The sequence below is a fragment of the Dactylosporangium sp. McL0621 genome, assembly GCF_049995355.1.
GTDB lineage: Bacteria > Actinomycetota > Actinomycetes > Mycobacteriales > Micromonosporaceae > Dactylosporangium.
Genome location: NZ_CP188259.1, coordinates 710,513 through 730,099 on the forward strand (window position 1 = coordinate 710,513; position 19,587 = coordinate 730,099).

At 72.6% G+C, this 19,587-nt stretch carries 22 protein-coding genes; 16 read left to right on the forward strand and 6 right to left on the reverse strand.

All coding sequences use genetic code 11. The annotated features are described in order from the left end of the window. Positions 1 to 106 precede the first annotated feature (106 nt). The 7 genes from folP (at position 107) to ACPPVO_RS03245 (ending at position 4,767) form a co-directional block, all read left to right on the forward strand. Entirely contained in the window at positions 107 to 934 is an 828-nt protein-coding gene (gene folP / locus ACPPVO_RS03215) for a dihydropteroate synthase (protein WP_426514514.1), read from the forward strand. Further along, positions 931 to 1,305 (forward strand): dihydroneopterin aldolase, encoded by a 375-nt coding sequence (folB, locus tag ACPPVO_RS03220; protein WP_426509815.1) that lies wholly within the window; start codon positions 931 to 933, stop codon positions 1,303 to 1,305. Before folP ends, folB begins: the two co-directional genes overlap by 4 nt. Beyond that, positions 1,302 to 1,823, forward strand: coding sequence for a 2-amino-4-hydroxy-6-hydroxymethyldihydropteridine diphosphokinase (gene folK / locus ACPPVO_RS03225; RefSeq protein ID WP_426509816.1), 522 nt, complete (start codon positions 1,302 to 1,304; stop codon positions 1,821 to 1,823). Before folB ends, folK begins: the two co-directional genes overlap by 4 nt. A 47-nt stretch (positions 1,824 to 1,870) precedes the next feature. Beyond that, entirely contained in the window at positions 1,871 to 2,410 is a 540-nt protein-coding gene (locus ACPPVO_RS03230) for a DUF3180 domain-containing protein (RefSeq protein WP_426509817.1), read from the forward strand. Between the two features lie 134 nt (positions 2,411 to 2,544). Further along, the gene (locus ACPPVO_RS03235; protein ID WP_426509818.1) at positions 2,545 to 3,933 is read left to right on the forward strand and encodes an ABC transporter permease; all 1,389 of its coding nucleotides are present in this window, start codon (positions 2,545 to 2,547) and stop codon (positions 3,931 to 3,933) included. A gap of 31 nt (positions 3,934 to 3,964) precedes the next feature. Further along, positions 3,965 to 4,264: a hypothetical protein gene (locus ACPPVO_RS03240; protein WP_426509819.1), complete on the forward strand. Its 300-nt coding sequence runs from the start codon at positions 3,965 to 3,967 to the stop codon at positions 4,262 to 4,264. 29 nt (positions 4,265 to 4,293) lie between these two features. After that, on the forward strand, positions 4,294 to 4,767 hold the full coding sequence (locus ACPPVO_RS03245; protein WP_360382070.1) for a hypothetical protein: 474 nt from the start codon (positions 4,294 to 4,296) through the stop codon (positions 4,765 to 4,767). A gap of 19 nt (positions 4,768 to 4,786) precedes the next feature. On the opposite strand, the gene ACPPVO_RS03250 is transcribed toward ACPPVO_RS03245, so the two are convergent. Continuing rightward, positions 4,787 to 5,782, reverse strand: a complete 996-nt coding sequence (locus ACPPVO_RS03250) for an ABC transporter ATP-binding protein (RefSeq protein ID WP_426509820.1) — start codon at positions 5,780 to 5,782, stop codon at positions 4,787 to 4,789. A 2-nt stretch (positions 5,783 to 5,784) separates the two neighbouring features. Here ACPPVO_RS03250 and ACPPVO_RS03255 point away from each other — a divergent pair, with 2 nt between their 5' ends. The 4 genes from ACPPVO_RS03255 (at position 5,785) to ACPPVO_RS03270 (ending at position 10,315) form a co-directional block, all read left to right on the forward strand. Beyond that, the gene (locus tag ACPPVO_RS03255; RefSeq protein ID WP_426509821.1) at positions 5,785 to 6,468 is read left to right on the forward strand and encodes an ABC transporter permease; all 684 of its coding nucleotides are present in this window, start codon (positions 5,785 to 5,787) and stop codon (positions 6,466 to 6,468) included. Positions 6,469 to 6,505: 37 nt separating this feature from the next. Next, positions 6,506 to 7,243: an ABC transporter permease gene (locus ACPPVO_RS03260; RefSeq protein WP_426509822.1), complete on the forward strand. Its 738-nt coding sequence runs from the start codon at positions 6,506 to 6,508 to the stop codon at positions 7,241 to 7,243. 116 nt (positions 7,244 to 7,359) lie between these two features. Then, positions 7,360 to 8,427 (forward strand): glycine betaine ABC transporter substrate-binding protein, encoded by a 1,068-nt coding sequence (locus ACPPVO_RS03265; protein WP_426509823.1) that lies wholly within the window; start codon positions 7,360 to 7,362, stop codon positions 8,425 to 8,427. 130 nt (positions 8,428 to 8,557) lie between these two features. Beyond that, the gene (locus ACPPVO_RS03270) at positions 8,558 to 10,315 is read left to right on the forward strand and encodes a hypothetical protein (protein ID WP_426509824.1); all 1,758 of its coding nucleotides are present in this window, start codon (positions 8,558 to 8,560) and stop codon (positions 10,313 to 10,315) included. 318 nt (positions 10,316 to 10,633) lie between these two features. Here the strand turns inward: ACPPVO_RS03270 and ACPPVO_RS03275 are convergent, their stop codons facing one another. Genes ACPPVO_RS03275 through ACPPVO_RS03295 form a run of 5 tightly spaced genes read right to left on the reverse strand, consistent with a single transcriptional unit; the run spans position 10,634 to position 14,463 of the window. Then, positions 10,634 to 11,770 (reverse strand): NADH-quinone oxidoreductase subunit D, encoded by a 1,137-nt coding sequence (locus tag ACPPVO_RS03275; RefSeq protein ID WP_426509825.1) that lies wholly within the window; start codon positions 11,768 to 11,770, stop codon positions 10,634 to 10,636. A 9-nt stretch (positions 11,771 to 11,779) separates the two neighbouring features. After that, positions 11,780 to 12,079, reverse strand: coding sequence for a type II toxin-antitoxin system PemK/MazF family toxin (locus tag ACPPVO_RS03280; RefSeq protein WP_426509826.1), 300 nt, complete (start codon positions 12,077 to 12,079; stop codon positions 11,780 to 11,782). Beyond that, positions 12,057 to 12,314: a DUF6364 family protein gene (locus tag ACPPVO_RS03285; RefSeq protein WP_360382060.1), complete on the reverse strand. Its 258-nt coding sequence runs from the start codon at positions 12,312 to 12,314 to the stop codon at positions 12,057 to 12,059. The genes ACPPVO_RS03280 and ACPPVO_RS03285 overlap by 23 nt, the downstream gene beginning before the upstream one ends. A gap of 32 nt (positions 12,315 to 12,346) precedes the next feature. Continuing rightward, positions 12,347 to 13,252, reverse strand: coding sequence for an SAM-dependent methyltransferase (locus ACPPVO_RS03290; protein WP_426514515.1), 906 nt, complete (start codon positions 13,250 to 13,252; stop codon positions 12,347 to 12,349). 17 nt (positions 13,253 to 13,269) lie between these two features. Next, positions 13,270 to 14,463, reverse strand: coding sequence for an amino acid deaminase/aldolase (locus ACPPVO_RS03295; RefSeq protein WP_426509827.1), 1,194 nt, complete (start codon positions 14,461 to 14,463; stop codon positions 13,270 to 13,272). Between the two features lie 118 nt (positions 14,464 to 14,581). Between ACPPVO_RS03295 and tmk the strand changes: the two genes are divergently transcribed. The 5 genes from tmk (at position 14,582) to ACPPVO_RS03320 (ending at position 19,521) form a co-directional block, all read left to right on the forward strand. Then, complete coding sequence (gene tmk, locus ACPPVO_RS03300; protein WP_426514516.1) at positions 14,582 to 16,735, forward strand: dTMP kinase; 2,154 nt, start codon at positions 14,582 to 14,584, stop codon at positions 16,733 to 16,735. 152 nt (positions 16,736 to 16,887) lie between these two features. After that, complete coding sequence (locus ACPPVO_RS03305) at positions 16,888 to 17,115, forward strand: hypothetical protein (protein WP_426509828.1); 228 nt, start codon at positions 16,888 to 16,890, stop codon at positions 17,113 to 17,115. Then, entirely contained in the window at positions 17,112 to 18,311 is a 1,200-nt protein-coding gene (locus tag ACPPVO_RS03310; RefSeq protein ID WP_426509829.1) for a DNA polymerase III subunit delta', read from the forward strand. Before ACPPVO_RS03305 ends, ACPPVO_RS03310 begins: the two co-directional genes overlap by 4 nt. 293 nt (positions 18,312 to 18,604) lie before the next feature. Next, a complete protein-coding gene (locus tag ACPPVO_RS03315; RefSeq protein WP_426509830.1) occupies positions 18,605 to 18,925 on the forward strand; it encodes a YbaB/EbfC family nucleoid-associated protein in 321 nt (106 codons plus the stop codon). A 305-nt stretch (positions 18,926 to 19,230) separates the two neighbouring features. Further along, entirely contained in the window at positions 19,231 to 19,521 is a 291-nt protein-coding gene (locus ACPPVO_RS03320; protein WP_360382054.1) for a hypothetical protein, read from the forward strand. The last annotated feature ends 66 nt before the right edge of the window (positions 19,522 to 19,587 follow it).

A 19,587-nucleotide genomic window follows, 5' to 3' on the forward strand; every position in this document is an offset into this window, starting at 1 on the left:
TCAGTGTGCACAGTGTGCCTCGTGGGACGCGTGAGCGCGCCCCCCGTAGGGTTGTCGCAGGTCGCCACCGGGCGGCGGCATTGAGTTGAGTACCTTCATTCAAGTGATGGTCTTGCCACGTTCAACGCCGCTCGTGATGGGCGTGCTCAACGTGACCCCGGACAGCTTCTCCGACGGCGGCCGCTACGGGGACCTCGACGCGGCCGTGGCCCACGCGCGGGAGATGACGGCCGAGGGCGCCGACATCGTCGATGTCGGCGGGGAAAGTACCCGTCCGGGCGCCGGGCGTGTCGACGCGCAGACCGAGGCGGCGCGCGTGCTGCCGGTCATCCGCGCCCTGCACGCCGAGGGCATCGCGATGAGCATCGACACCACCCGCGCCGCGGTCGCCGCCGCCGCGCTCGAGGCCGGCGTGGCGCTGGTCAACGATGTCTCCGGCGGCCTCGCCGACCCGGACATGGGCCGGGTCGTGGCCGAGGCCGGGTGCCCCTGGGTGCTCATGCACTGGCGCGGGCACTCCCGGCGGATGGCGGACCTCGCGGTGTACGACGACGTGGTCAAGGAGGTCGCCGCCGAGCTGCTCGAGCGCGTGGAGGCCGCGGTCGCCGCCGGCGTGGCGCCCGAGCGGATCGTCCTCGACCCCGGGCTCGGCTTCGCCAAGCGGCCCGAGCACACCTGGAAGCTGGCCGCGCACCTGCCCGACCTGATCGCGCTCGGCCACCCGGTGCTGGTCGGGTCCAGCCGCAAGTCGCACCTGGGCCGCCTGCTGGCCGACGCCGAGGGTCACGACCGCCCGACCGAGGAGCGCGAGGCCGCGACCATCGCCACCACCGTGCTCTCCGTCGCGGCCGGCGCGTGGGGCGTGCGCGTGCACGACGTCCGTGGGAACGTGGATGCGATAAAGGTGTGGCAGGCGACGAGGGCGGCGTTGTGAGTTCCGGACGAAACGACCGTATCGCCCTGCGCGGGCTCACCGTCCGCGGCTTCCACGGCGTGTTCGACTTCGAGCGCCGCGAGGGCCAGGACTTCGTGATCGACGTGGAGCTGGAGCTCGACCTGCGCCCGGCCGCGGCCTCGGACGACGTCGCCGACACCGTGCACTACGGCGAGCTGGCCGAGGGCCTGGCGGCCGTCGTCGCCGGCGAGCCGGTGAACCTCATAGAGACCCTGGCCGACCGGCTGGCCGCGGTCTGCCTGGCCGACGGCCGGGTCCGGGCCGCGACCGTCACGGTCCACAAGCCGCACGCCCCCATCCCCCTCCAGTTCGCCGACGTCGCCGTCGTCATCCGCCGGGAGAGGTCGTGACCCGGGCTCTTCTCGCCCTCGGCAGCAACCTGGGGGACCGCGAGGGTCACCTGCGGGGCGCCGTCGCGGGCCTGCACGACCGGGTTCTCGTGGTTTCCGGGGTGTACGAGACGCCGCCGTGGGGCGATCCCGACCAGCCGCACTACCTCAATGCCGCCCTGCTCGCGGCGGATCCCGGCGCCACGCCGCACGACTGGCTCGCGGCCGCCCACCGGCTCGAGGACGAGGCCGGACGCGTGCGCGATCCCGCGCGCCGCTTCGGCCCGCGTACCCTGGACGTTGATGTGATTGCCGTGTGGAACGACGACGGGGCGCCGGTGACCTCCGGTGATCCCGAGTTGACCTTGCCGCATCCGCGCGCCCACCTGCGGGCGTTCGTGCTCCGGCCGTGGCTGGACATCGAGCCGTACGCCCAGCTGCCGGGGCATGGATGGGTCAACGACCTGCTCCGCGCCGACGTGGTCGCCGACGACCTCGCCGACCTCCGTCCAAGAGTTGACGTCCACCTCGATACGTGATCTGGAGCGGAAAGCCGATGGCCACGCCGTCACCCGAAGACCCCAACGTGAACGGACCGAGCGGTCCCAAGGGCCGGATGGAGCCGACCCGCCCGGCCACGCTGGTGATCGCGGCGCTCGCCACCACCGCGCTGGCCTGGATCGCCATCAGCAACTTCTGGAACAGCCTGCCGACCCTGCCCTGGCTGCCGCCGCTGACGTTGATCGGGCTGGCGATCTTCGAGGGCATCGAGGCGTACTCCACCCGCAACCGCATCCTGCGCAAGGAGGGTGCCGGCCCGCTGCAGCCGCTCGTGATCGCGCGGTACGCGGTGCTCGGCAAGGCCTCCGCGCTGGTCGCGGCCCTGTTCGGCGGCATGTACCTGGGCATGTCCACCTGGCTGCTCACCCAGCGCGGCGTGCTGGCCAAGGTCTCGGAGAACCTGCCCCAGGCCCTGCTCGGCGTGGCCGGCTCGATCGTGCTCATCGCCGCCGCGCTGTGGCTGGAGCGCTCGTGCCGGGTACCCCCGACCGACCGTGACAAGGACGTGCCCCGGCAGAACCGTCAGGGCGGCAACGACCGGGCGCCGGACGACCAGATCGCCTGATCCCGGCGCCGGGCGCCTCGACGGGCGAAACCGGGCGGTTCGGCGCACGATCGTCAGGAGGCAGGGTCTGTCGCTGGTCACCTTCCGCGGTTACTGTGCGACCCGTAACCGTCGGTTGGCAGGAGGCGAGCGCCATGGCGTACGACGACTCGCGGTTCCGCGGCGAGCCCGGATTCCGGGAGGAGCCCGACTTCCGGTCGGGGGGCGTCCCCGAGGACGCGCCGACCCTGGGGGTCTCCAACCAGTCCGTGTACACCCCGGGCGCCTTCCCGGTCTCGCCCGCCTACGGCACCCCGCCCGCCGAGAGCACGCTCGGCCTGGGCGCCGCCGGCCGCCGCCGGAGCCCGACCCCCCAGCAGCTCGGCGATGTCTTCGACGACCCCGAGCACGGCGAGCCCGGCCGCGACCGCTTCGCCGTGCACGCCCTCTGGGAGCTGGTCCTACTGCTCGCCGCGGGCGCCCTGCTGTACCTGCTGCGCGACGCCAGCCCCGCCGCGCTGCGCGGGACCGAGCTGCGCTCGCTGCTGCTCTCCGGCGCCGAGCTCGGCCTGGTCGCGCTGGCGATGGGCCTCACCCTGCGGGCCGGCGCGCCCAACCTGGCCGTCGGCCCGATCGCCTTCGCCTCGGCCCTGTTTTTCGCGAACAACTCCGAGCGCGGCCTGGTCATGACCGCCGCCATCACCGGCCTGGTCGCCGTCGGCGTCGGCGTGGTGATCGCGGTGCTGGTCGTCGCCTTCCACGTGCCCGGCTGGGCGGCCAGCCTCGGCGCGGCCCTCGCCCTCATCGCCTGGAACGCCAACCAGTCCGGCGAGAAGGTCGTCGCCGGCGCCTACGACCCGCACAAGCACGCGATGTGGTGGGCGCTCGGCGTGGCCGCGCTCGCGGTCGGCGGCGGCGTGCTCGGGCTCGTCCGGCCGGTCCGGCGCGGGCTCGGCCGTTTCCGTTCGGTGCGCGACCCGGCCGACCGCCGCGGCGGCGGCGCGGCCACCTTCACCGGCCTCGCGATCGCCGGGTCGGGCCTGCTCGCGGCGGTCGCCGGGGTGCTGGTCGCCCTCGACGAGCGCACCGTGGTCGCGGGCGGCGCGGACACCTCCCTGGGCGGGTTCGCCGTCACCGCCGTCGCGCTCGGTGCGGCCCTGGCGGGCGGCACCTCCGCCTTCGGCCGGCGCGGCGGCGTCCTCGGCACGCTGCTCGCGGTCACCGTTGTCACGCTGCTGCTGCGGTACACGGATGCGGAGGGCTGGAAGCTCCAGCCGGTCGCCCTGGCCGCCGGCGCGATCGGCATCGGCCTGGTCGTGACCCGCCTGGTGGAGACCTTCGGCCGGCCGCGCACCGCCGCCGAGACGGCCGAGGAGCAGGCCTGGACCCCGCCGTCGATCACCGCGCCGCAGCCCGAGCCCGAGGACAACTGGTCCCCGCCGTCGACGCGCACCGGCAGCTGGCCCGCCACCAGCGCCTACGGCAACGACCCCGGTGAAACCGACCGCGGCTGGGGGCTCGAAGAGCGCTGGGGCACCCGGTAGGAGCTCTGATCCACCCGATAGCCTGGGACCCATGGCCGAAGTCACCCTGGAACAGCTCGACGCGCTGACCACCGAAGAGCTGCGCGACCGCGCGTTCGCCCTCGCGCGCCAGAAGCGGGACATCAAGTTCTTCTGGGACCTGTTCACGCACGTGACGCAGAGCGACAACGACACCCAGGACGGCTGGATCGGGTCGCTCGACGCGACAATCGACGACGCCGTCGCCCTGTGGCGCGAGGCCACCGGCCACAAATACGGCGAGAACGAGCCCCTGGTACGGGCGGCGTTCATCGATTATCTTCTTGAAAACGACAAATCGCCGTCGGTTTAGTTTTCGCGGCCGGGGGGCCTTATCCCGGCATGGCAATCACGCGATCCCGTTACCGCACCGCGACGAGTGCCGGTACCCTCGTCGCATTTCTCCTCGTGCTGATCTTCGGCAGTCCTTGGTACGTCGACTGGACCCAGAAGGCCGACCGGGGCATCTTCCTGGAGACGCTGGCCTGGCCGGCGTGGGACCTCGACACCAACGCCGCCGTTCGTGACGTGCTCGGGGCCGACCTCAAGGCGATCCTGCTGATCGTCTTCACGGCGCTGTTCATCACGCTGCTCGTGGGTGCGCAGCTGGCCGCCGCGCGCGGCACGATCTCGGCGATCTTCACCGGGTGGGCCGCGTACATCTTCGCCGCGGCGCTCGCCGCCTTCATCACGTCGTTCCTGCTCGCGAACCCGTCGTTCGGCCAGGCCACCGCGAACGCGGCCGGCGGCGCGGGCTACGGCCTGATCGTCGGCTGGATCATCGGCCTGGCGACCATGGCCGGGCGGCGGCCGTAGCCGCCGCCGGGAACCATGATCACGCGGGCGTGTCCACCGCCGCGGACGCCAGGGCGACCTGGACGTCGGCGGCGGTGAGCGCGCCGATGGGCGAGTCGCCGTCGCGCACGACCACCGCGCCGCGCCCCGCCGCCAGCATCGCCCCGAACGCCTCCCGCAGCGTCGCGCCGGACGACACGACCGGCGCGCCGTCGCCCGCCTCCGCGACCGGCCGCAGCCCGTCGGCGGGGATGGGCGTCACCGACAGGCGCATGATGCCCCGGTCCTCGCCGACGAAGCGCTCCACGAACTCGTTGCCGGGGCGCGCGAGCAGCTCGGCCGGGGTCGCGTACTGCTGCAGCTGGGCGTGGTCGGAGAGCACCGCGATGCGGTCCCCGAGCTTGATCGCCTCCTGCAGGTCGTGCGTGACGAGGATCGTGGTCTTGCGCACCGCGCGCCGCAGCCGCATGAACTCGTCCTGCAGCCGGCCCCGGTTGATCGGGTCGACGGCCGAGAACGGCTCGTCCATGAGCAGCACCCGCGGGTCCGCGGCGAGCGCGCGGGCGAAGCCGACCCGCTGGCGCTGACCGCCGGAGAGCTCGTGCGGGTACCGCTTGCCGTACTGCGCCGCCGGCAGCCCGACGAGCTCGAGCAGCTCGTCGGTGCGCTCGGTGGTCCGGCTCTTGTCCCAGCCGAGCATCCGCGGCACGGTGCCGACGTTCGTGCGCACGTTCTGGTGCGGGAACAGCCCGACGTTCTGGATCACGTAGCCGATGGTCCGGCGCAGCTGCGTCGGGTCGGCGTTGGTGACGTCGGTGCCGTCGATGAGGATGCGGCCGCCGGAGGGCTCGATGAGGCGGTTCACCATCCGCAGCACCGTCGACTTGCCACAGCCCGACGGGCCGATAAGCACCGTGACCTCGCCGCTGCCGATCTCGAGACCGAGCTCCTCGACCGCGACCGTTCCGTCCGGATACACCTTGCGCAGCCGATCGAGGGTGATCGGCGCGGCATCGTGCTTCGCGGTAACGTCCACGCATGTCCTTCCTGGCTCGCGGTGAGGCGGGCAATCCCTGGTTCTCCTGGTCGTACGTCCGGGACAACGCCGACACGATCCGGGATGCGCTGCTCGACCACGTCGTCATCACGTTGTGGTCGGTGGCGATCGCGGTGGTCATCGCGATTCCGCTGGCGGTGCTGGCGTACTGGGTACGCCCGCTCGCCACGCCGATTCTGACATCAGCGGGCGTGCTTTACACGATTCCGTCGCTCGCCCTGCTCGCCTTCCTGGCCCCGTTCATGGGCACGGGACGGTCCCCGGTCATTCTCGCGCTGACGTCGTACGCCCTCATCGTGCTCATCCGCAACGCCCTCACCGGCCTGCTGCAGGTGCCCGACGACGTGCGCGAGGCCGCCACCGCGATGGGGTACAGCCGCTCCGCCCGTCTCTGGCGCGTCGAGCTGCCGCTGGCCCTGCCCGGCATCCTCACCGGCCTGCGCCTCGCGACGGTCTCGACAGTGGCGTTGGTCACTGTCGGCGCGATCGTCGGCTCGCACGGCGGCCTGGGCTCGCTGATCCTGGCCGGCTTCCGCAACAACTACTACAAGGCCGAGATCGCCACGGCCGCGATCGCCTGCGTCGTGCTCGCGCTGGTGCTCGATGTGGTGCTGATCCTGGTCAGCCGGGCGCTGACCCCGTGGACCCGGAGGCGTGCGGCATGAGCGGTTCGGAGCGAAGCGGAGAGGCCGCGAACCAGAAATGCAGTGTGGCCGCCGCGCGGCGGGCCCGGAGCGAAGCGGAGGGGACGGCGTGAGCGTGATCAATGATGCGGTGGTGTGGCTCAACGACCCCCTGAACTGGAGCAACCCGGGCGGGATCGAGGAGCGCCTGACGGAGCACCTGGAGATTTCCGTGGCGGCGGTACTGCTGGGCTGCGTCGTCGCCTGGCCCGTCGGCATCCTGCTGGGCCGGCGCGGGGCCGCCTCCGGCGTCATCGTGCTGCTGTCCAACCTGACCCAGGCCGTCCCCGTGATCGCGCTGCTGACCATCCTGTCGCTGACCCCGATCGGGCTCGGCAAGACCGCGGTGATCATCGCGCTCGCTGTGTTCTCGCTGCCGGCGTTGCTGGCCAACGCCTACACCGGCATGCGCGAGGTCGACCCCGAGGTCCGCGACGCGGCCAAGGGCGTCGGCATGACCACGGTCCAGCAGCTCCTGCGGGTGGAGCTTCCTTTGGCGGTACCGTTCCTGGCCACCGGCCTGCGCATCGCCACGACCACGGTGGTGGCCACGGCGACCCTGGCCACCGCGGTCAACGGCGGCGGGCTCGGCATGATCATCTCGGCCGGCTTCGGCCTCGGCCCCGGCCACGGCGGGCAGATTCTGGCCGGTGCGGTTCTCGTCGCCGGGCTCGCATTGATCATCGACGGTGTGATGGCGCTCATTGAGCGCAAGCTCACACCGAAGGTATTGCGGCGGGCCGCGGGCCGTTCCTGAGCGCGAAAGGGTGACCTGCGCAACACTCCGGTGACCGGTCGTTACGAAAACGTGCCTGGTTGCGGTTGCCGAATTTCCATCGCCGGAGTTGCCTATTTGGAAGCGGGCGGGCTTTCTTGCCATTCAAGCGCCGTCCGTCGGACACGCGGCCGGTCACAGTGATCGCGCCGGGACACGGAAGGCGGGCCATTTTGCGAACTGCCATACGCGCCACCCTCGGGGTCGTCCTCGCCTTCGCCGGAGCAGGCCTCGCCGCCTGTGGCGAGTCGGGGTCCTCGGGCACGGAGGCGCCGGCGAGCGTCAGCGGTGCGGGTTGTGCCCCGGTGGCCGGAGAGAAGCTCGTCGTGCTCGACGACGACAAGAAGCTCCAGCTGGCGGACAACATCATCCCGGCGGTCAACACCAAGATCGCCGATCCGGCCCTCATCGCGGCGCTGGACAAGGTCTCCGACGCTCTCACGCCGGAGAAGCTGATCGCGCTCAACAAGGCGGTCGACGTCGACCGCAAGACCTCGAAGGTCGCGGCGGAGGACTTCGCCAAGACCGCCAACCTCACCACCGGCATCGAGAAGGGCAAGGGCGGGGCCATCAAGATCGGCGCCGCGGACTTCTCCGAGAGCGCCACCCTGGGTGCGCTCTACGAGCTGGTTCTCGACGCCGCGGGCTACGACGCCTCGGTGCAGACCATCGGCAAGCGTGAGGTGTACTACGGTCAGCTCACCAAGGGCGACATCCAGGTCGTGCCGGAGTACGCGGCGACCCTGACCGAGTTCATCAACCAGTCGGTCAACGGCAAGGACGCGAAGGCGCTGGCCTCCGGCGACGTCGACGCGACCGTGACCGCGCTGAAGGACCTCGGCGGCAAGCAGGGCCTCTCCTTCGGCAAGGCCTCCAAGGCGACGGACGGCAACGCGTTCGCGGTGACGTCGGAGTTCGCTTCGAAGTACGGCGTGAAGACGCTCAGCGACTTCGCGACGAAGTGCTCGGGTCAGGCCACCGTCCTGGGCGGTCCGGCCGAGTGCCCGCAGCGCCCGTTCTGCCAGCCGGGCCTGGAGAAGACGTACGGCATCCAGTTCGGCAAGGTCCTCAGCCTCGACGCCGGCGGCCCGCAGAGCAAGGACGCCCTGAAGAAGGGCACCGCCTCGCTCGCGCTGGTGTTCTCCTCCGACGGCTCGCTCGGCTAGCCGGTCGGCTCGACGACGTCCTCCCGTACGCCGCTTCGCCGGTGGTGCGGGAGGACGTTTCGTTTGTACTGAAGACGGGGTAAGTTCTCTGCTCATGCCGGCCGCGGAGACCACCGGACCCCCCGGGGCAATGCGGAGCACCAAGCTGCTCCAGCTGCTCTTCTGGGGTGGGGTCGGGCTGGCCCCGCTGGCCGCCCTGCTCCTGCTCGTCGGCAGCGGCTTCGTGCTGCAGTTCGCGGCCGTGCTCGGCCTGCTCGCCGTTGTGCTCATCGGCCTGTCGATCGCGCTGCGCCGCGAGGGGGAGACGGTCAAGGGCGAGGTCGAGGAGATGGTGTACGAGGAGATCGACACCCTTCGCGAGAACGTCCGCACGGACATCACGCACGCCGCCCGCCAGACCCACGGCCAGCTCATGGAGCGCATCGGCGGGCTGCACGAGACCGTCGACGCCCTGCGCAACCAGGTCGAGATGCTGCGCGGGCAGCTGGAGCGGGCGGCCGCCCAGCCGCCGCCCCAGGCGCACCCCACCGGCTCGGCGCCGGCCGCCCCGGGGGTGCTGCGGCACACCGAGACCGTGCAGGTCACCACCAAGACGATGGTCGTCGATCCGAACGAGTCGCGCTCCGGCACGGTGTACGGAGCCGGGCCGCGCGCGGACATCCCGCAGCAGCGCCGGCCGGACCGCTCCGAGCGCATGCCGGCGCGGCCCGAACCCCGGGGCGAGGAGTACGACCGCCGCCCGGAACGCCGCGACGACTACCCGCCGCGCGACGAGCGCCGTGACGACTACCCCGCGCGCGACGAGCGCCGCGACGACTACCCCGCGCGCGACGAACGCCCCGCGCGCGACGAACGTCGGCAGGAGCGTCCGCAGGAGCGTCGCGACGCCTTCGCCGCCGCCGCTCGGGATGAGCGCCGCGACGAATACGGCCGCCGCGACGACCGCGAGGACTACGGCCGCCGCGAGGAGCGCAGCCGGGACCAGGTACGGGAGCAGGCCCGCGAGCAGACCTCCTGGACCGAGCAGCTGCTGCGCGAGCGGATGGCCCGGTCCGGGAGCGGCGAGTGGGAGCAGACCCAGTCCCGCGGGGCCGACCTCGAGCGCCGGGGCGGCGGACGGCGGCGGGCCGTCGAGGATGACGACGACGACAACGTGACCGGCATGCGCACCACCGACCGCTGGGCCTCGGTCCACAGCGACGAGCGCGGCGGTCGCGAGCTGCGCATGGGCGAGCGCCGCTCGGCCGTGCACGCCGACGAGACCGGTACGCACGTGCGCATCGAGGACCGCTGGGCGAGCGTGCGGCACGAGGAGTACTACCCGGACGAGGGCGGCCACCGCGCCGCCCCCGACGACGACCGGCGGAGCGAGCGCCGCGGCGGGCGGCGCCGGGCCGAGCCGGACGACCGCGACGACGAGACGGTCGACCCCCACACCGAGGGCCGCTACGACTCGGGCACCGAGAGTCCCCGCCGCTCCGAGGCCCGGCGGGAGCGCGAGCGCAGCTGGGCCTCCGGCGAGCAGGCCCGGGTCGAGGTGGGACGGCGGCCGGACGAGCACTGGGCGGAGACGTCCTACGAGGAGGCCCGGCGCGACGACACCGGCTCCACCCGCTGGTCCGAGGTGCGCCGCTCCGACCGGGCCCTCGGCGGCCCGCAGGCGGCGCTGCCCGCCGCGCCGGCCGAGCCGGCGTCCCGCTGGACCGGGGGCGTGGCGCGCGACGAGGACCGCTGGGCCGGGGCGCGCGACGAGGAGCGGGTGTCGCGGCGGGCGCGGCCGGAGGACGACGAGGAGTACGGCTGGAACGGGGGCCGCGACGAGCACCGCGGCGGCCGGGCGGCCCGGCAGATCGTGGACTTCGAGGGCAACGACGACCGCTGGCGCTGAGGCTGGCTGTATTTCGCGCTGCGCTCCCCGATGGGAGCTCCGCTCCACCCAAACCCGCTGTGTTTCGCGCTGCGCTCCGCATTGGGGGAGCTTCGCTCCACCCAAACCCGCTGTGTTTCGCGCTGCGCTCCGCATTGGGGGAGCTCCGCTCCACCCAAACCCGCTGTATTTCGCGCTGCGCTCCGCATTGGGGGAGCTCCGCTCCACCCAAACCCCCTCCCACACGTGGGTCACCGTTCGAGGGCGGAAGGGGCCGGGTTCGTGTGGCTTCAGGCCTTCACAGACCGCACCTTCGGTCTACTTCCCTTCTGTTCTGCCCTACTTGTCTATGTCGCCGACTACGAAGAACATTGAGCCGAGGATGGCGATCAGGTCCGGTACCAGGGTGCCGGGCAGCAGGGTGGAGAGCGCCTGCACGTTGGCGTAGGAGGCGGTGCGCAGCTTGAGGCGCCAGGGCGTCTTCTCGCCGCGGGAGACCAGGTAGTAACCGTTGATGCCGAGGGGGTTCTCGGTCCAGGCGTAGGTGTGGCCCTCCGGGGCCTTGACGACCTTCGGCAGGCGGACGTTCACCGGCCCGGTCAGCTGGTCGACCCGGTCGAGGCACTGCTGGGCGAGGTCGAGCGAGACGTACACCTGATCCAGCAACACCTCGAAGCGCGCGTGGCAGTCACCCGTCGTGCGGGTCACCACCGGCACCGACAGCTCGCTGTAGGCCAGGTAGGGCTCGTCCCGGCGCAGGTCCAGGTCGAGCCCGGAGGCCCGCGCGACCGGGCCCGACGCGCCGAACGCGGCCGCGTCGGCGGCGCTGAGCACCCCGACGCCGACCGTGCGGGCCAGGAAGATCTCGTTCTTGCGGATCAGCTTGTCCAGGTCGGGCATGCGCCGGCGGACCTGGTCGATCGCGGTCCGGGCGCGGCCGGTCCAGCCCGCCGGGACCTCCTCCTTGAGCCCGCCGACGCGGTTGTACATGTAGTGCATCCGGCCGCCCGAGGCCTCCTCGAGCACGGCCTGGATCGTCTCGCGCTCGCGGAAGGCGTAGAAGACCGGGGTGATGGCGCCGATCTCCAGCGGGTACGAGCCCAGGAACATCAGGTGGTTCAGCACCCGGTTGAGCTCGGCGAGGGCCATGCGCAGCCAGATGGCCCGCTCGGGGACCTCGATGCCCATGAGCCGCTCGACGGCCAGCACCACGCCGAGCTCGTTGCAGAACGCCGAGAGCCAGTCGTGCCGGTTGGCCAGCATGATGATCTGGCGGTAGTCGCGCACCTCGAACAGCTTTTCGGCGCCCCGGTGCATGTACCCGATGATCGGCTCGGCGCTGATCACACGCTCGCCGTCGAGCACCAGCCGCAGGCGCAGCACGCCGTGGGTCGAGGGGTGCTGCGGGCCGATGTTGAGCACCATGTCGGCGGTGTCGAGCCCGGCACCCGTGCCGACGGTGACCTCGGACGTCATGGGGTAACTCTAGAGGTCCTGCAGGATCCGCAGGGCTCTCGATACGTTGTGCATGGTGCTGGTGTCGGCCACCGCCACCCGCTCCACGAACCACCGCTTCAGCGGCGAGGAGAGCCGGTCGGGCATGACCACGAGCTCGTCGAGCTCCACCGAGAGCGGCGAGTCGCGCAGCTCCTCGGCGTCGGTCACCTCGGCCACGATGACGACTGGGACGTCGGTGCTGTTGAACACGTCCGAGCTGATGATCAGACCCAGCCGCTCACGGGCACCCTTGATGAGCCAAACTTCACCGCGACGCACGGCGTCCACGGTATAGCTCGGCGTTGACGAGCGCGATCTCCTCCTCGTCGGCGAGTGCGGACGCGTCGAGGTCGATCTTGGCGCGGCGGACCGCCTCGGCGTGGGCCGAGAAGATCTCCCGCAGGGCGCGCTCCTGGGTCGCGCGGTCGATCCACGCGCTGAGCGACACCCCGTCGCGCTCGGCCCAGTGCCGGGCGTCGGCGATGGTCTGGTCGGAGAACGAGAGCGTCACTTTGGTCGTCATGCCATCGAGTGTACCGCCGGTATGACCGTTGGTCATACCCAGTGCATGACCCAATGGTGGCCGCCCAGTCCGCCGGGGTCTGTGAGCTCGGCGGCGGCCGAGGCCCGGGCCAGGGCGCGCACGTAGCCGGCCGGGTCGGTGCTCGCGAGCGCGAGGGGCGGCCGGGCGCCGTCCACGCCGAGCAGGCGCAGCGCCTCGCGCTGGGGCAGGGCCGGCGCGCCCAGCGAGTCGAGCGCGACGTGCGCGGTCAGGTCCCGCTCGCCGTCCGCGACCGGCTCGACCTGGCGGCCGTCGCGGTACGCGGTGAGCGTGCCGAAGAGCGGGCGCCCGGCCGCGAAGTGCCCGTAGTCGACGGCCAGGGCCAGGCCGCGCTCGACGGTGGCCACCGCGGCCGACCAGGCCTCGTCGCGCGGCGTGCCGATCTCGGCGCGGGCCCCCGGCGGGGCGTCGTCCAGCGGCCACCAGCGGTCCAGCCAGGCCCGGTCCGACTCGGCGATGGGTTCGTCGGCGGGCGTGAGGTCGCTCAGGAGGTACCGAATCCGGCCGTTGACATCGAGCTCGACGATGTCCAGCGGGACGTTGTCGAGCCACTCGGTGGCGATCAGGAGCCCGTTGGTGCCCTCGGGCGGGGACGCGGTCCACCCGATCGGGGACGGCAGGTCACCCGGTCGGGGCGCCCGCTCGACCCCGGTCGCGCGCACGCGGCGGCGCACGTCGTCCGGCAGGGCGCCCAGGACGCCGGTCAGCAGCTCGCCGCGGCCGGCCCCGACGTCGACGAGGTCGAGGCGGGCCGGGCGCTCCAGGGCCTCGTCGAGGCGGCCCAGCAGCGTGGCGATCGCGCCGGCGAACAGCGGGGAGGCGTGGACGCTGGTGCGGAAGTGATCCGCCGGTCGGTGCCTGCGGAAGAAGCCCTCCGGCCCGTAGAGGGCCGCGTCCATCGCCTGCCGCCAGCGGGTCACAGGAAGGCTTGGCCCTCGCCGCGGTACGTGGGGACGACGTCGACGATCCGGTCGCCCTGCACCAGGTGGACCTCGTTGACGTGCTCGCACAGCTCGCCGGCCTTGGAGTGGCGGAAGTACACCCGGTCGCCGGGGCTGAGGCCGGCCGCGCCCGGGCCGATCAGCGGGGTCTGCACCTCGCCGGCGCCCTCGGTGCCGATGAGCTTGAGGCCCTCCGGCAGCCAGGGCAGCGGCTGGCGGCTCGGCGCCGTCTCGCCCGAGGCGATCCAGCCGCCGCCGAGGACGGTCGCCGTGTCCGCGTTGGGGCGCCGCACGACCGACAGCGCGAAGAACGCGGCCGGTTCCGGGCGCCATTGGCGGTACCCGTCGAAGAGCCACGGCCCGAAGAGCCCCGATCCGGCGGCGACCTCGGTCACCGCCGGGTCCGCGGCCGTCGCGGCCACGCTGCCGGTGCCCCCGCCGTTGACGAACTCCAGCTCGGCGTGGCGGCGCACCTCGGCGACGACCGCGGCCCGGCGGGCGAGCAGCTCCGGCATCGAGCGCGCCTGGATGGCCCGGATCATCGCGCCGCGCACCGGGCGCCCGGGCGGGGCGTCGCCGAGGCCGGCGATCTGGGCCTCGTACGACATCAGGCCGACCAGGCGGAACCCCGGCCGCGCGGCGATCGCGGCGGCCAGCGCGCCGGCCTGCTCGGGGCTGTGCACGGGGGAGCGCCGCACGCCGATGTGCACCTTGGACAGCGGGCGCCAGGAGGCGTCGAGGTCGATGCAGAGCCGCACCGTCTTGCGCTGCGCGGGCGGGACGAGGGCGTCGATGAGGTCGAGCTGGTCGGTGCTGTCGACCATGACGGTGATGGTGGCGGCCAGCTTCTCGTCGGTGGCCAGGCGGCGCAGCGCGGCGCGGCCGGCGGTGGGGTACGCGACCAGGATGTCGTCCGCGGTGCCGTGCCCGGCCAGCCAGATGGCCTCCGGAAGGGTGAACGCCATGATGCCGCGCCAGCCGGGCCGGGCCAGGGTGCGGTCGATGAGGGCGCGGACGCGCACGGACTTGCTTGGCACCCGCAGGGGCTTGCCCGCCGCCCGGGCGATCAGGGCCGAGCTGTTGGCGTCGAAGGCATCCAGGTCCACGATCGCGAACGGCGGGTCGAGCTCGGCGGTGGCCCGGTCGTAGCGGGCACGGGCGTTGGACACGCCGTCACGGTAACTTGTGCGCCCCGAATATGAAAGAACCTCGCATACTCGGGCGCGGCTCAGAAATTGTCAGGGGTGGGCTGTAGCGTGAGGGCCGGAGATTTGAGGGGGTGTCGTCATCGCCAGCAGCGACCTCTCCGGATTCGGGGAGCTTCAAGCCGTACTGCGCATCCGGCCCTTCCGCCGGCTGTGGGCGGTGCTCGGGCTGTCATCCCTCGGCGACTGGCTCGGCCTGCTCGCCGCCTCGACGTTCGCCGCCGCGCAGGTGTCCAACGAGGCCGCCCAGGGCGTGGCGTTCGGCTCGGTCATCGCCGTTCGCCTGCTGCCCGCGCTGATCCTCGGCCCCGTGGCGGGCGTGTTCGCCGACCGGTTCGACCGGCGCTACACGATGGTCGTCTGCGACCTGCTGCGCTTCTTGTTCTTCGCCTCCATCCCGGCGGCGGCGCTGCTCACCGACGACGCCGCGCTGATCATCACCTGGACCGCGATCGCCACGTTCGTGATCGAGACCGTCGCGATGATCTGGACGCCGGCCAAGGAGGCGTCGGTCCCCAACCTGCTGCCCCGCGCCCGGCTGGAGACCGCCAACCAGCTCACGCTGGCCACCACCTACGGCGTCACGCCGGTCGCGGCCGCGCTCGTGCTGATCGGCCTGCAGCAGCTGGTGACCGCGTTCTTCGGCAGGGACGCGCCGGCCGGCGTGCAGCCGAGCAGCGTGGCGCTGTGGTTCAACGCGCTGACGTTCCTGGCCACCGCGGCCACCGTGTTCTTCGGCATCCGCGAGATCAGCGGCCGGCGCACGGCCGGGGTCGAGCGCAAGCCCGGCATGATCCACGAGTTCACCCAGGGCTGGGCCTTCGTCAGCAAGACCCCGCTGGTGCGCGGCCTGGTGCTGGGCATCTTCGGCGCCTTCGCCGGCGGCGGCGTGGTCGTGGGCACCGCCAAGTTCTACGCGGTCTCCCTCGGCGCCGGCACCGCCGCGTTCGCGCTGCTCTTCGCCGTGCTCTTCCTCGGCCTCGGCCTGGGCATCGCGGCCGGCCCCAAGCTCGTCGGGGCGCTGTCGCGGCGCCGCTGGTTCGGCCTGTCGATCATCCTGGCCGCCGGCTCCGTGCTCATCCTCGCCCTGGCCACCCACCTCGCCGTCGCCGTGGGCGGCGCGCTGCTGGTCGGCGTCGGCGCCGGCATGGCGTTCCTGTCCGGCACCACGCTGCTGGGCGGCGAGGTCGCCGACGACATGCGCGGCCGCGCCTTCGCCTTCGTGCAGATGGGCACCCGCGTGGTGCTCATGCTCACCATCTCGCTCTCCAGCGTCATCGTCGGCCTCGGCGGCACCCGCACCATCAACCTGGGCTTCTACGAGTTCGACGTCTCCAGCACCCGCCCGCTGCTCGCGATCGCCGGCGTGCTGGGCGTCTTCGCGGGCCTGTTCGCCCTGCGCCAGATGGACGACAAGCGCGGCGTGCCGATCCTCGCCGACCTGATCGGCTCGGTGCGCGGCCGCCCGCTCAGCGCGGCCGACCCGCGGGCCGCGCAAGGGCTGTTCATCGTGTTCGAGGGCGGCGAGGGCGCGGGCAAGTCGACCCAGGTCGGCCGGCTCGCCGCGGCGCTGCGCGGGATCGGGCGCGACGTCGTGGAGACCCACGAGCCGGGGGCCACGCCGATCGGCTCGAGCATCCGCAGCCTCGTGCTCGACCGCCCGTCCGTGGGCGGCGACGTGATGACGCCCCGCGCCGAGGCCCTGCTCTACGCCGCCGACCGGGCCCACCACGTGGCATCGGTGGTCCGGCCGGCGCTGACGCGGGGGGCGGTGGTCATCAGCGACCGGTACGTCGACTCGTCGCTGGCCTACCAGGGCGCCGGGCGCACCCTCCCCGTCGACGAGGTGTCGTGGCTGTCGAAGTGGGCGACGGGCGGCCTCAAGCCGGACCTCGTGGTGCTGCTCGACCTCGACCCGGCGGTCGGCCTGGCCCGCGCGGGCAAGCGGGGCGACGCGGACCGCCTGGAGAGCGAGTCGCTGGCCTTCCACGAGCGCGTGCGCTACGCGTTCCTCGACCTGGCGTCGGCCGACCCGAGCCGCTACCTCGTGCTCGACGCGTCCAACGGGGTGGAGGCGCTGGCGGAGGGGATCCTGCAGCGGGTACGCCACCTCATCCCCGAGGACGAGTCCTCCATCGAGACCGTCCTGCGCGACGCGGCCGAGGTCGCCTCAACGCTGACGGGCGACGCGGGCGCGGACGACGAGACCGACTTACCGAAGGGCTCGCGCGTATGACGGGGCCGCCTTTCGCTTCGCCGCCGCGCCGTGCTGCCGCTTTCCTTTCCGCCCCCGAGCTTGGTGGTACTCGGCGTCGCGCCGTCGCGCCGCTTTTCGTCGCGCGGTCGAGCGTGGTCGTGCGCGGTTGCACGCGGCGCGTTGCTGGGTTCGTGACCGCTTTCGGCCGCGTGGCGGTGTGCGGTCGTGGGTGGCGCGGTGCCGGGCTCACTTCGCCTTTCGCGGTGCGGCCGTTCTTCGGTTCGCTTTCGCACGGCCGTCGGCAGCGCGGTGCCGTCGTCGCGTCGCTTTTCGTTGCGCGGGGCGTGTTGCCGTCCCTGCTGGCCTTGCCGTCCCTGCTGGCCTTGTCGTTCGTGCCGGGCGGGGGGTTGCTCGTATGACGCCGCCGATCTTTGATGAGCTCGTTGGGCAGCCCGATTCGGTCGCCACGCTCTCCCGTGCGGTCGAAGCGGCCGACGCGATCGTGCGTGGCGAGGCGCCCGACGTTGCCGGGCAGCAGGCTATGACCCATGCGTGGCTGTTCACTGGGCCGCCGGGCTCTGGTCGTTCGGTCGCCGCGCGTACGTTCGCGGCCGCGCTGCAGTGTCCGAACGGCGGCTGCGGCACCTGTCAGGCCTGCCACACGGCGCTCACCGGGACCCATGCCGACGTGCGGTTCGTGGTGCCGGAGGGCCTGTCGATCGCTGTCGGCGAGATGCGTGCGCTGGTGCTGCGGGCCGCTAGCTCGCCCACCCAGGGGCGCTGGCAGGTGCTGCTAGTCGAGGATGCCGACCGCCTGACCGAGGCGGCCGGCAACGCGCTGCTGAAGGCGGTCGAGGAGCCTCCCCCGCGCACGGTGTTCCTGCTGTGCACGCCCAGCACCCACCCCGACGACATCTCGGTCACGATCCGTTCGAGGTGCCGGGTCGTACCGCTGCGCCAGCCGTCCGCCGATGCCATCGCCGCCGTCCTGCACCGTCGCGACGGCATTGACGAGCAGACCGCCGCGTGGGCGGCCGCCGCGTCGCAGGGGCACGTCGGTCGCGCCCGCCGCCTGGCCCGTGACCCGCAGGCGCGCAGCCGGCGGGATGCCGTGCTGGCGGTACCGCGGCGGCTGACCGGCATCGGCGCGGCCTTCGACGCCGCGAGCTCGTTCATCGAGGCGGCCGAGGCCGAGGCGGCCGCGTCCGTGGCCGAGACGGACGCCAAGGAGCGCTCGGCCCTGGAGACCGCTCTCGGCGCGGGCGGCACCGGCAAGGGCGCGGCGGGGGCGGTCCGCGGCTCGGCGGGCCAGCTGAAGGAGCTGGAGCGCCGCCAGAAGTCCCGCGCGACCCGGACCCAGCGCGACTCGATGGACCGCGCCCTGGTCGACCTGGCCGGCTTCTACCGCGACGTGATCGCCAACTCCTTCGGCGCGGACGTGGCCCCGGTCCACGGCGACGTCGACGAGCTGGCAACGGCCGCGGCGGAGAAGTGGACGCCGGAGAGCGCGCTGCGGCGGCTGGAGGCGGTCCTGGACTGCCGCGTCGCCATCGAGGCGAACGTGAAGCCGCGGATCGCGGTGGAGGCCATGATGCTCTCCCTCTGGCGCGGTTGATCCCGCCTTCGCGGGTTTCGCCTTTGCCGCGGTTCCGTCGAACGACCGTCTTCCGCGCCGCTTTCTTCGCGCCGCTTTCTTCGCGCCGCTTTCTTCGCGCCGCTTTCTTCGCGCCGCTTTCTTCGCGCCGCTTTCTTCGCGCCGCTTTCTTCGCGCCGCTTTCTTCGCGCCGTCCGCTCCGCGCCCTGTGGGGTTACTCGCCGGTTGTGGACGGTGGGCGGGGTTATCCACAGGGGTGGATTTGGTCTTCCGTGCGGGTGTGGGGGTGTCGTACGGTCGGCCGGGGAGGTCGAATGGGGCGCGAGATCGACGAGGCTTGGATCGAGGAGGCGGTCGAGCGCTACCGCCGGATCGAGGCCCTGCAGGCCAAGTTCGACAAGGCGGTGAAGACCGTCGAGGTGACCGTTCGATCGGCCGACGGGCTGGTCGAGGTCCTGGTCACGGCCGACGGGACGATCCGCGACGTTCGCATCGACGGGCCGCTGCACAACCGGTCGAGCGAGGCCTTGTCGCGCTCGGTACGCGAGGCGGTGACGGCGGCGGCGGACGCGGCGTCCTGGGCGCGCAGGAAGCTCCAGGCCGAGACCTTCGGCGACTACCGCGACCCCCGATGACCGCGGCCAGGAGCGCAATTCGGGTCGTCGGCGACAGGCGGGCAATCCGGGTCGTCGGCGATGAGCGGGGAATTCGGGTCGTCGGCGACAAGCGGGTACCTCGGGCTGTCGGCGCTGCGCGGGGAATTCGGGTCGTCGGCGACAAGCGGGTAATTCGGGCCGTCGGCGCTGCGCTGGGAATCCGGGCCGTCGGCGCTGAGCGGGCGGTTCGGTTCGAGTGGCCGGTGGGTTTCGGGCCGCGCGGCAACCTCGGAGAGATTCGCGGCGATGGCGCCGCCCTGGCCGCCGTCCGGGTGGGGGTGTAGATGCGACTCGATGACCTCGCGCAGCGGATCGAGGCGGCCGGTGACGAGCTCGCCGGGGCCGGCGCCACCATCAACGTCATCGATCCCGGGGCCCGGGCGCTCGGCGGTGACTTCGACGGCGCGCTGGGGCAGACCGGGCGGGAGCTGCATCGGCTGCTCGCGATCGCGTTGAGTGCCCGGGCCCACGAAGCCGTTGTGCACGGTGGGCGGCTCTCCGAGACGGCGCATGCGCTGCGGCGGGCCGCCGACGGGTACCGCGGGGCCGAAGCAGACATCCAGGGGCGGCCGTGAAGCGCGCACCGAAGGCCGGCGTGAACGGGTCGCGGCCGACCCGCGCCCGGTGGCGTGTGATGGGGG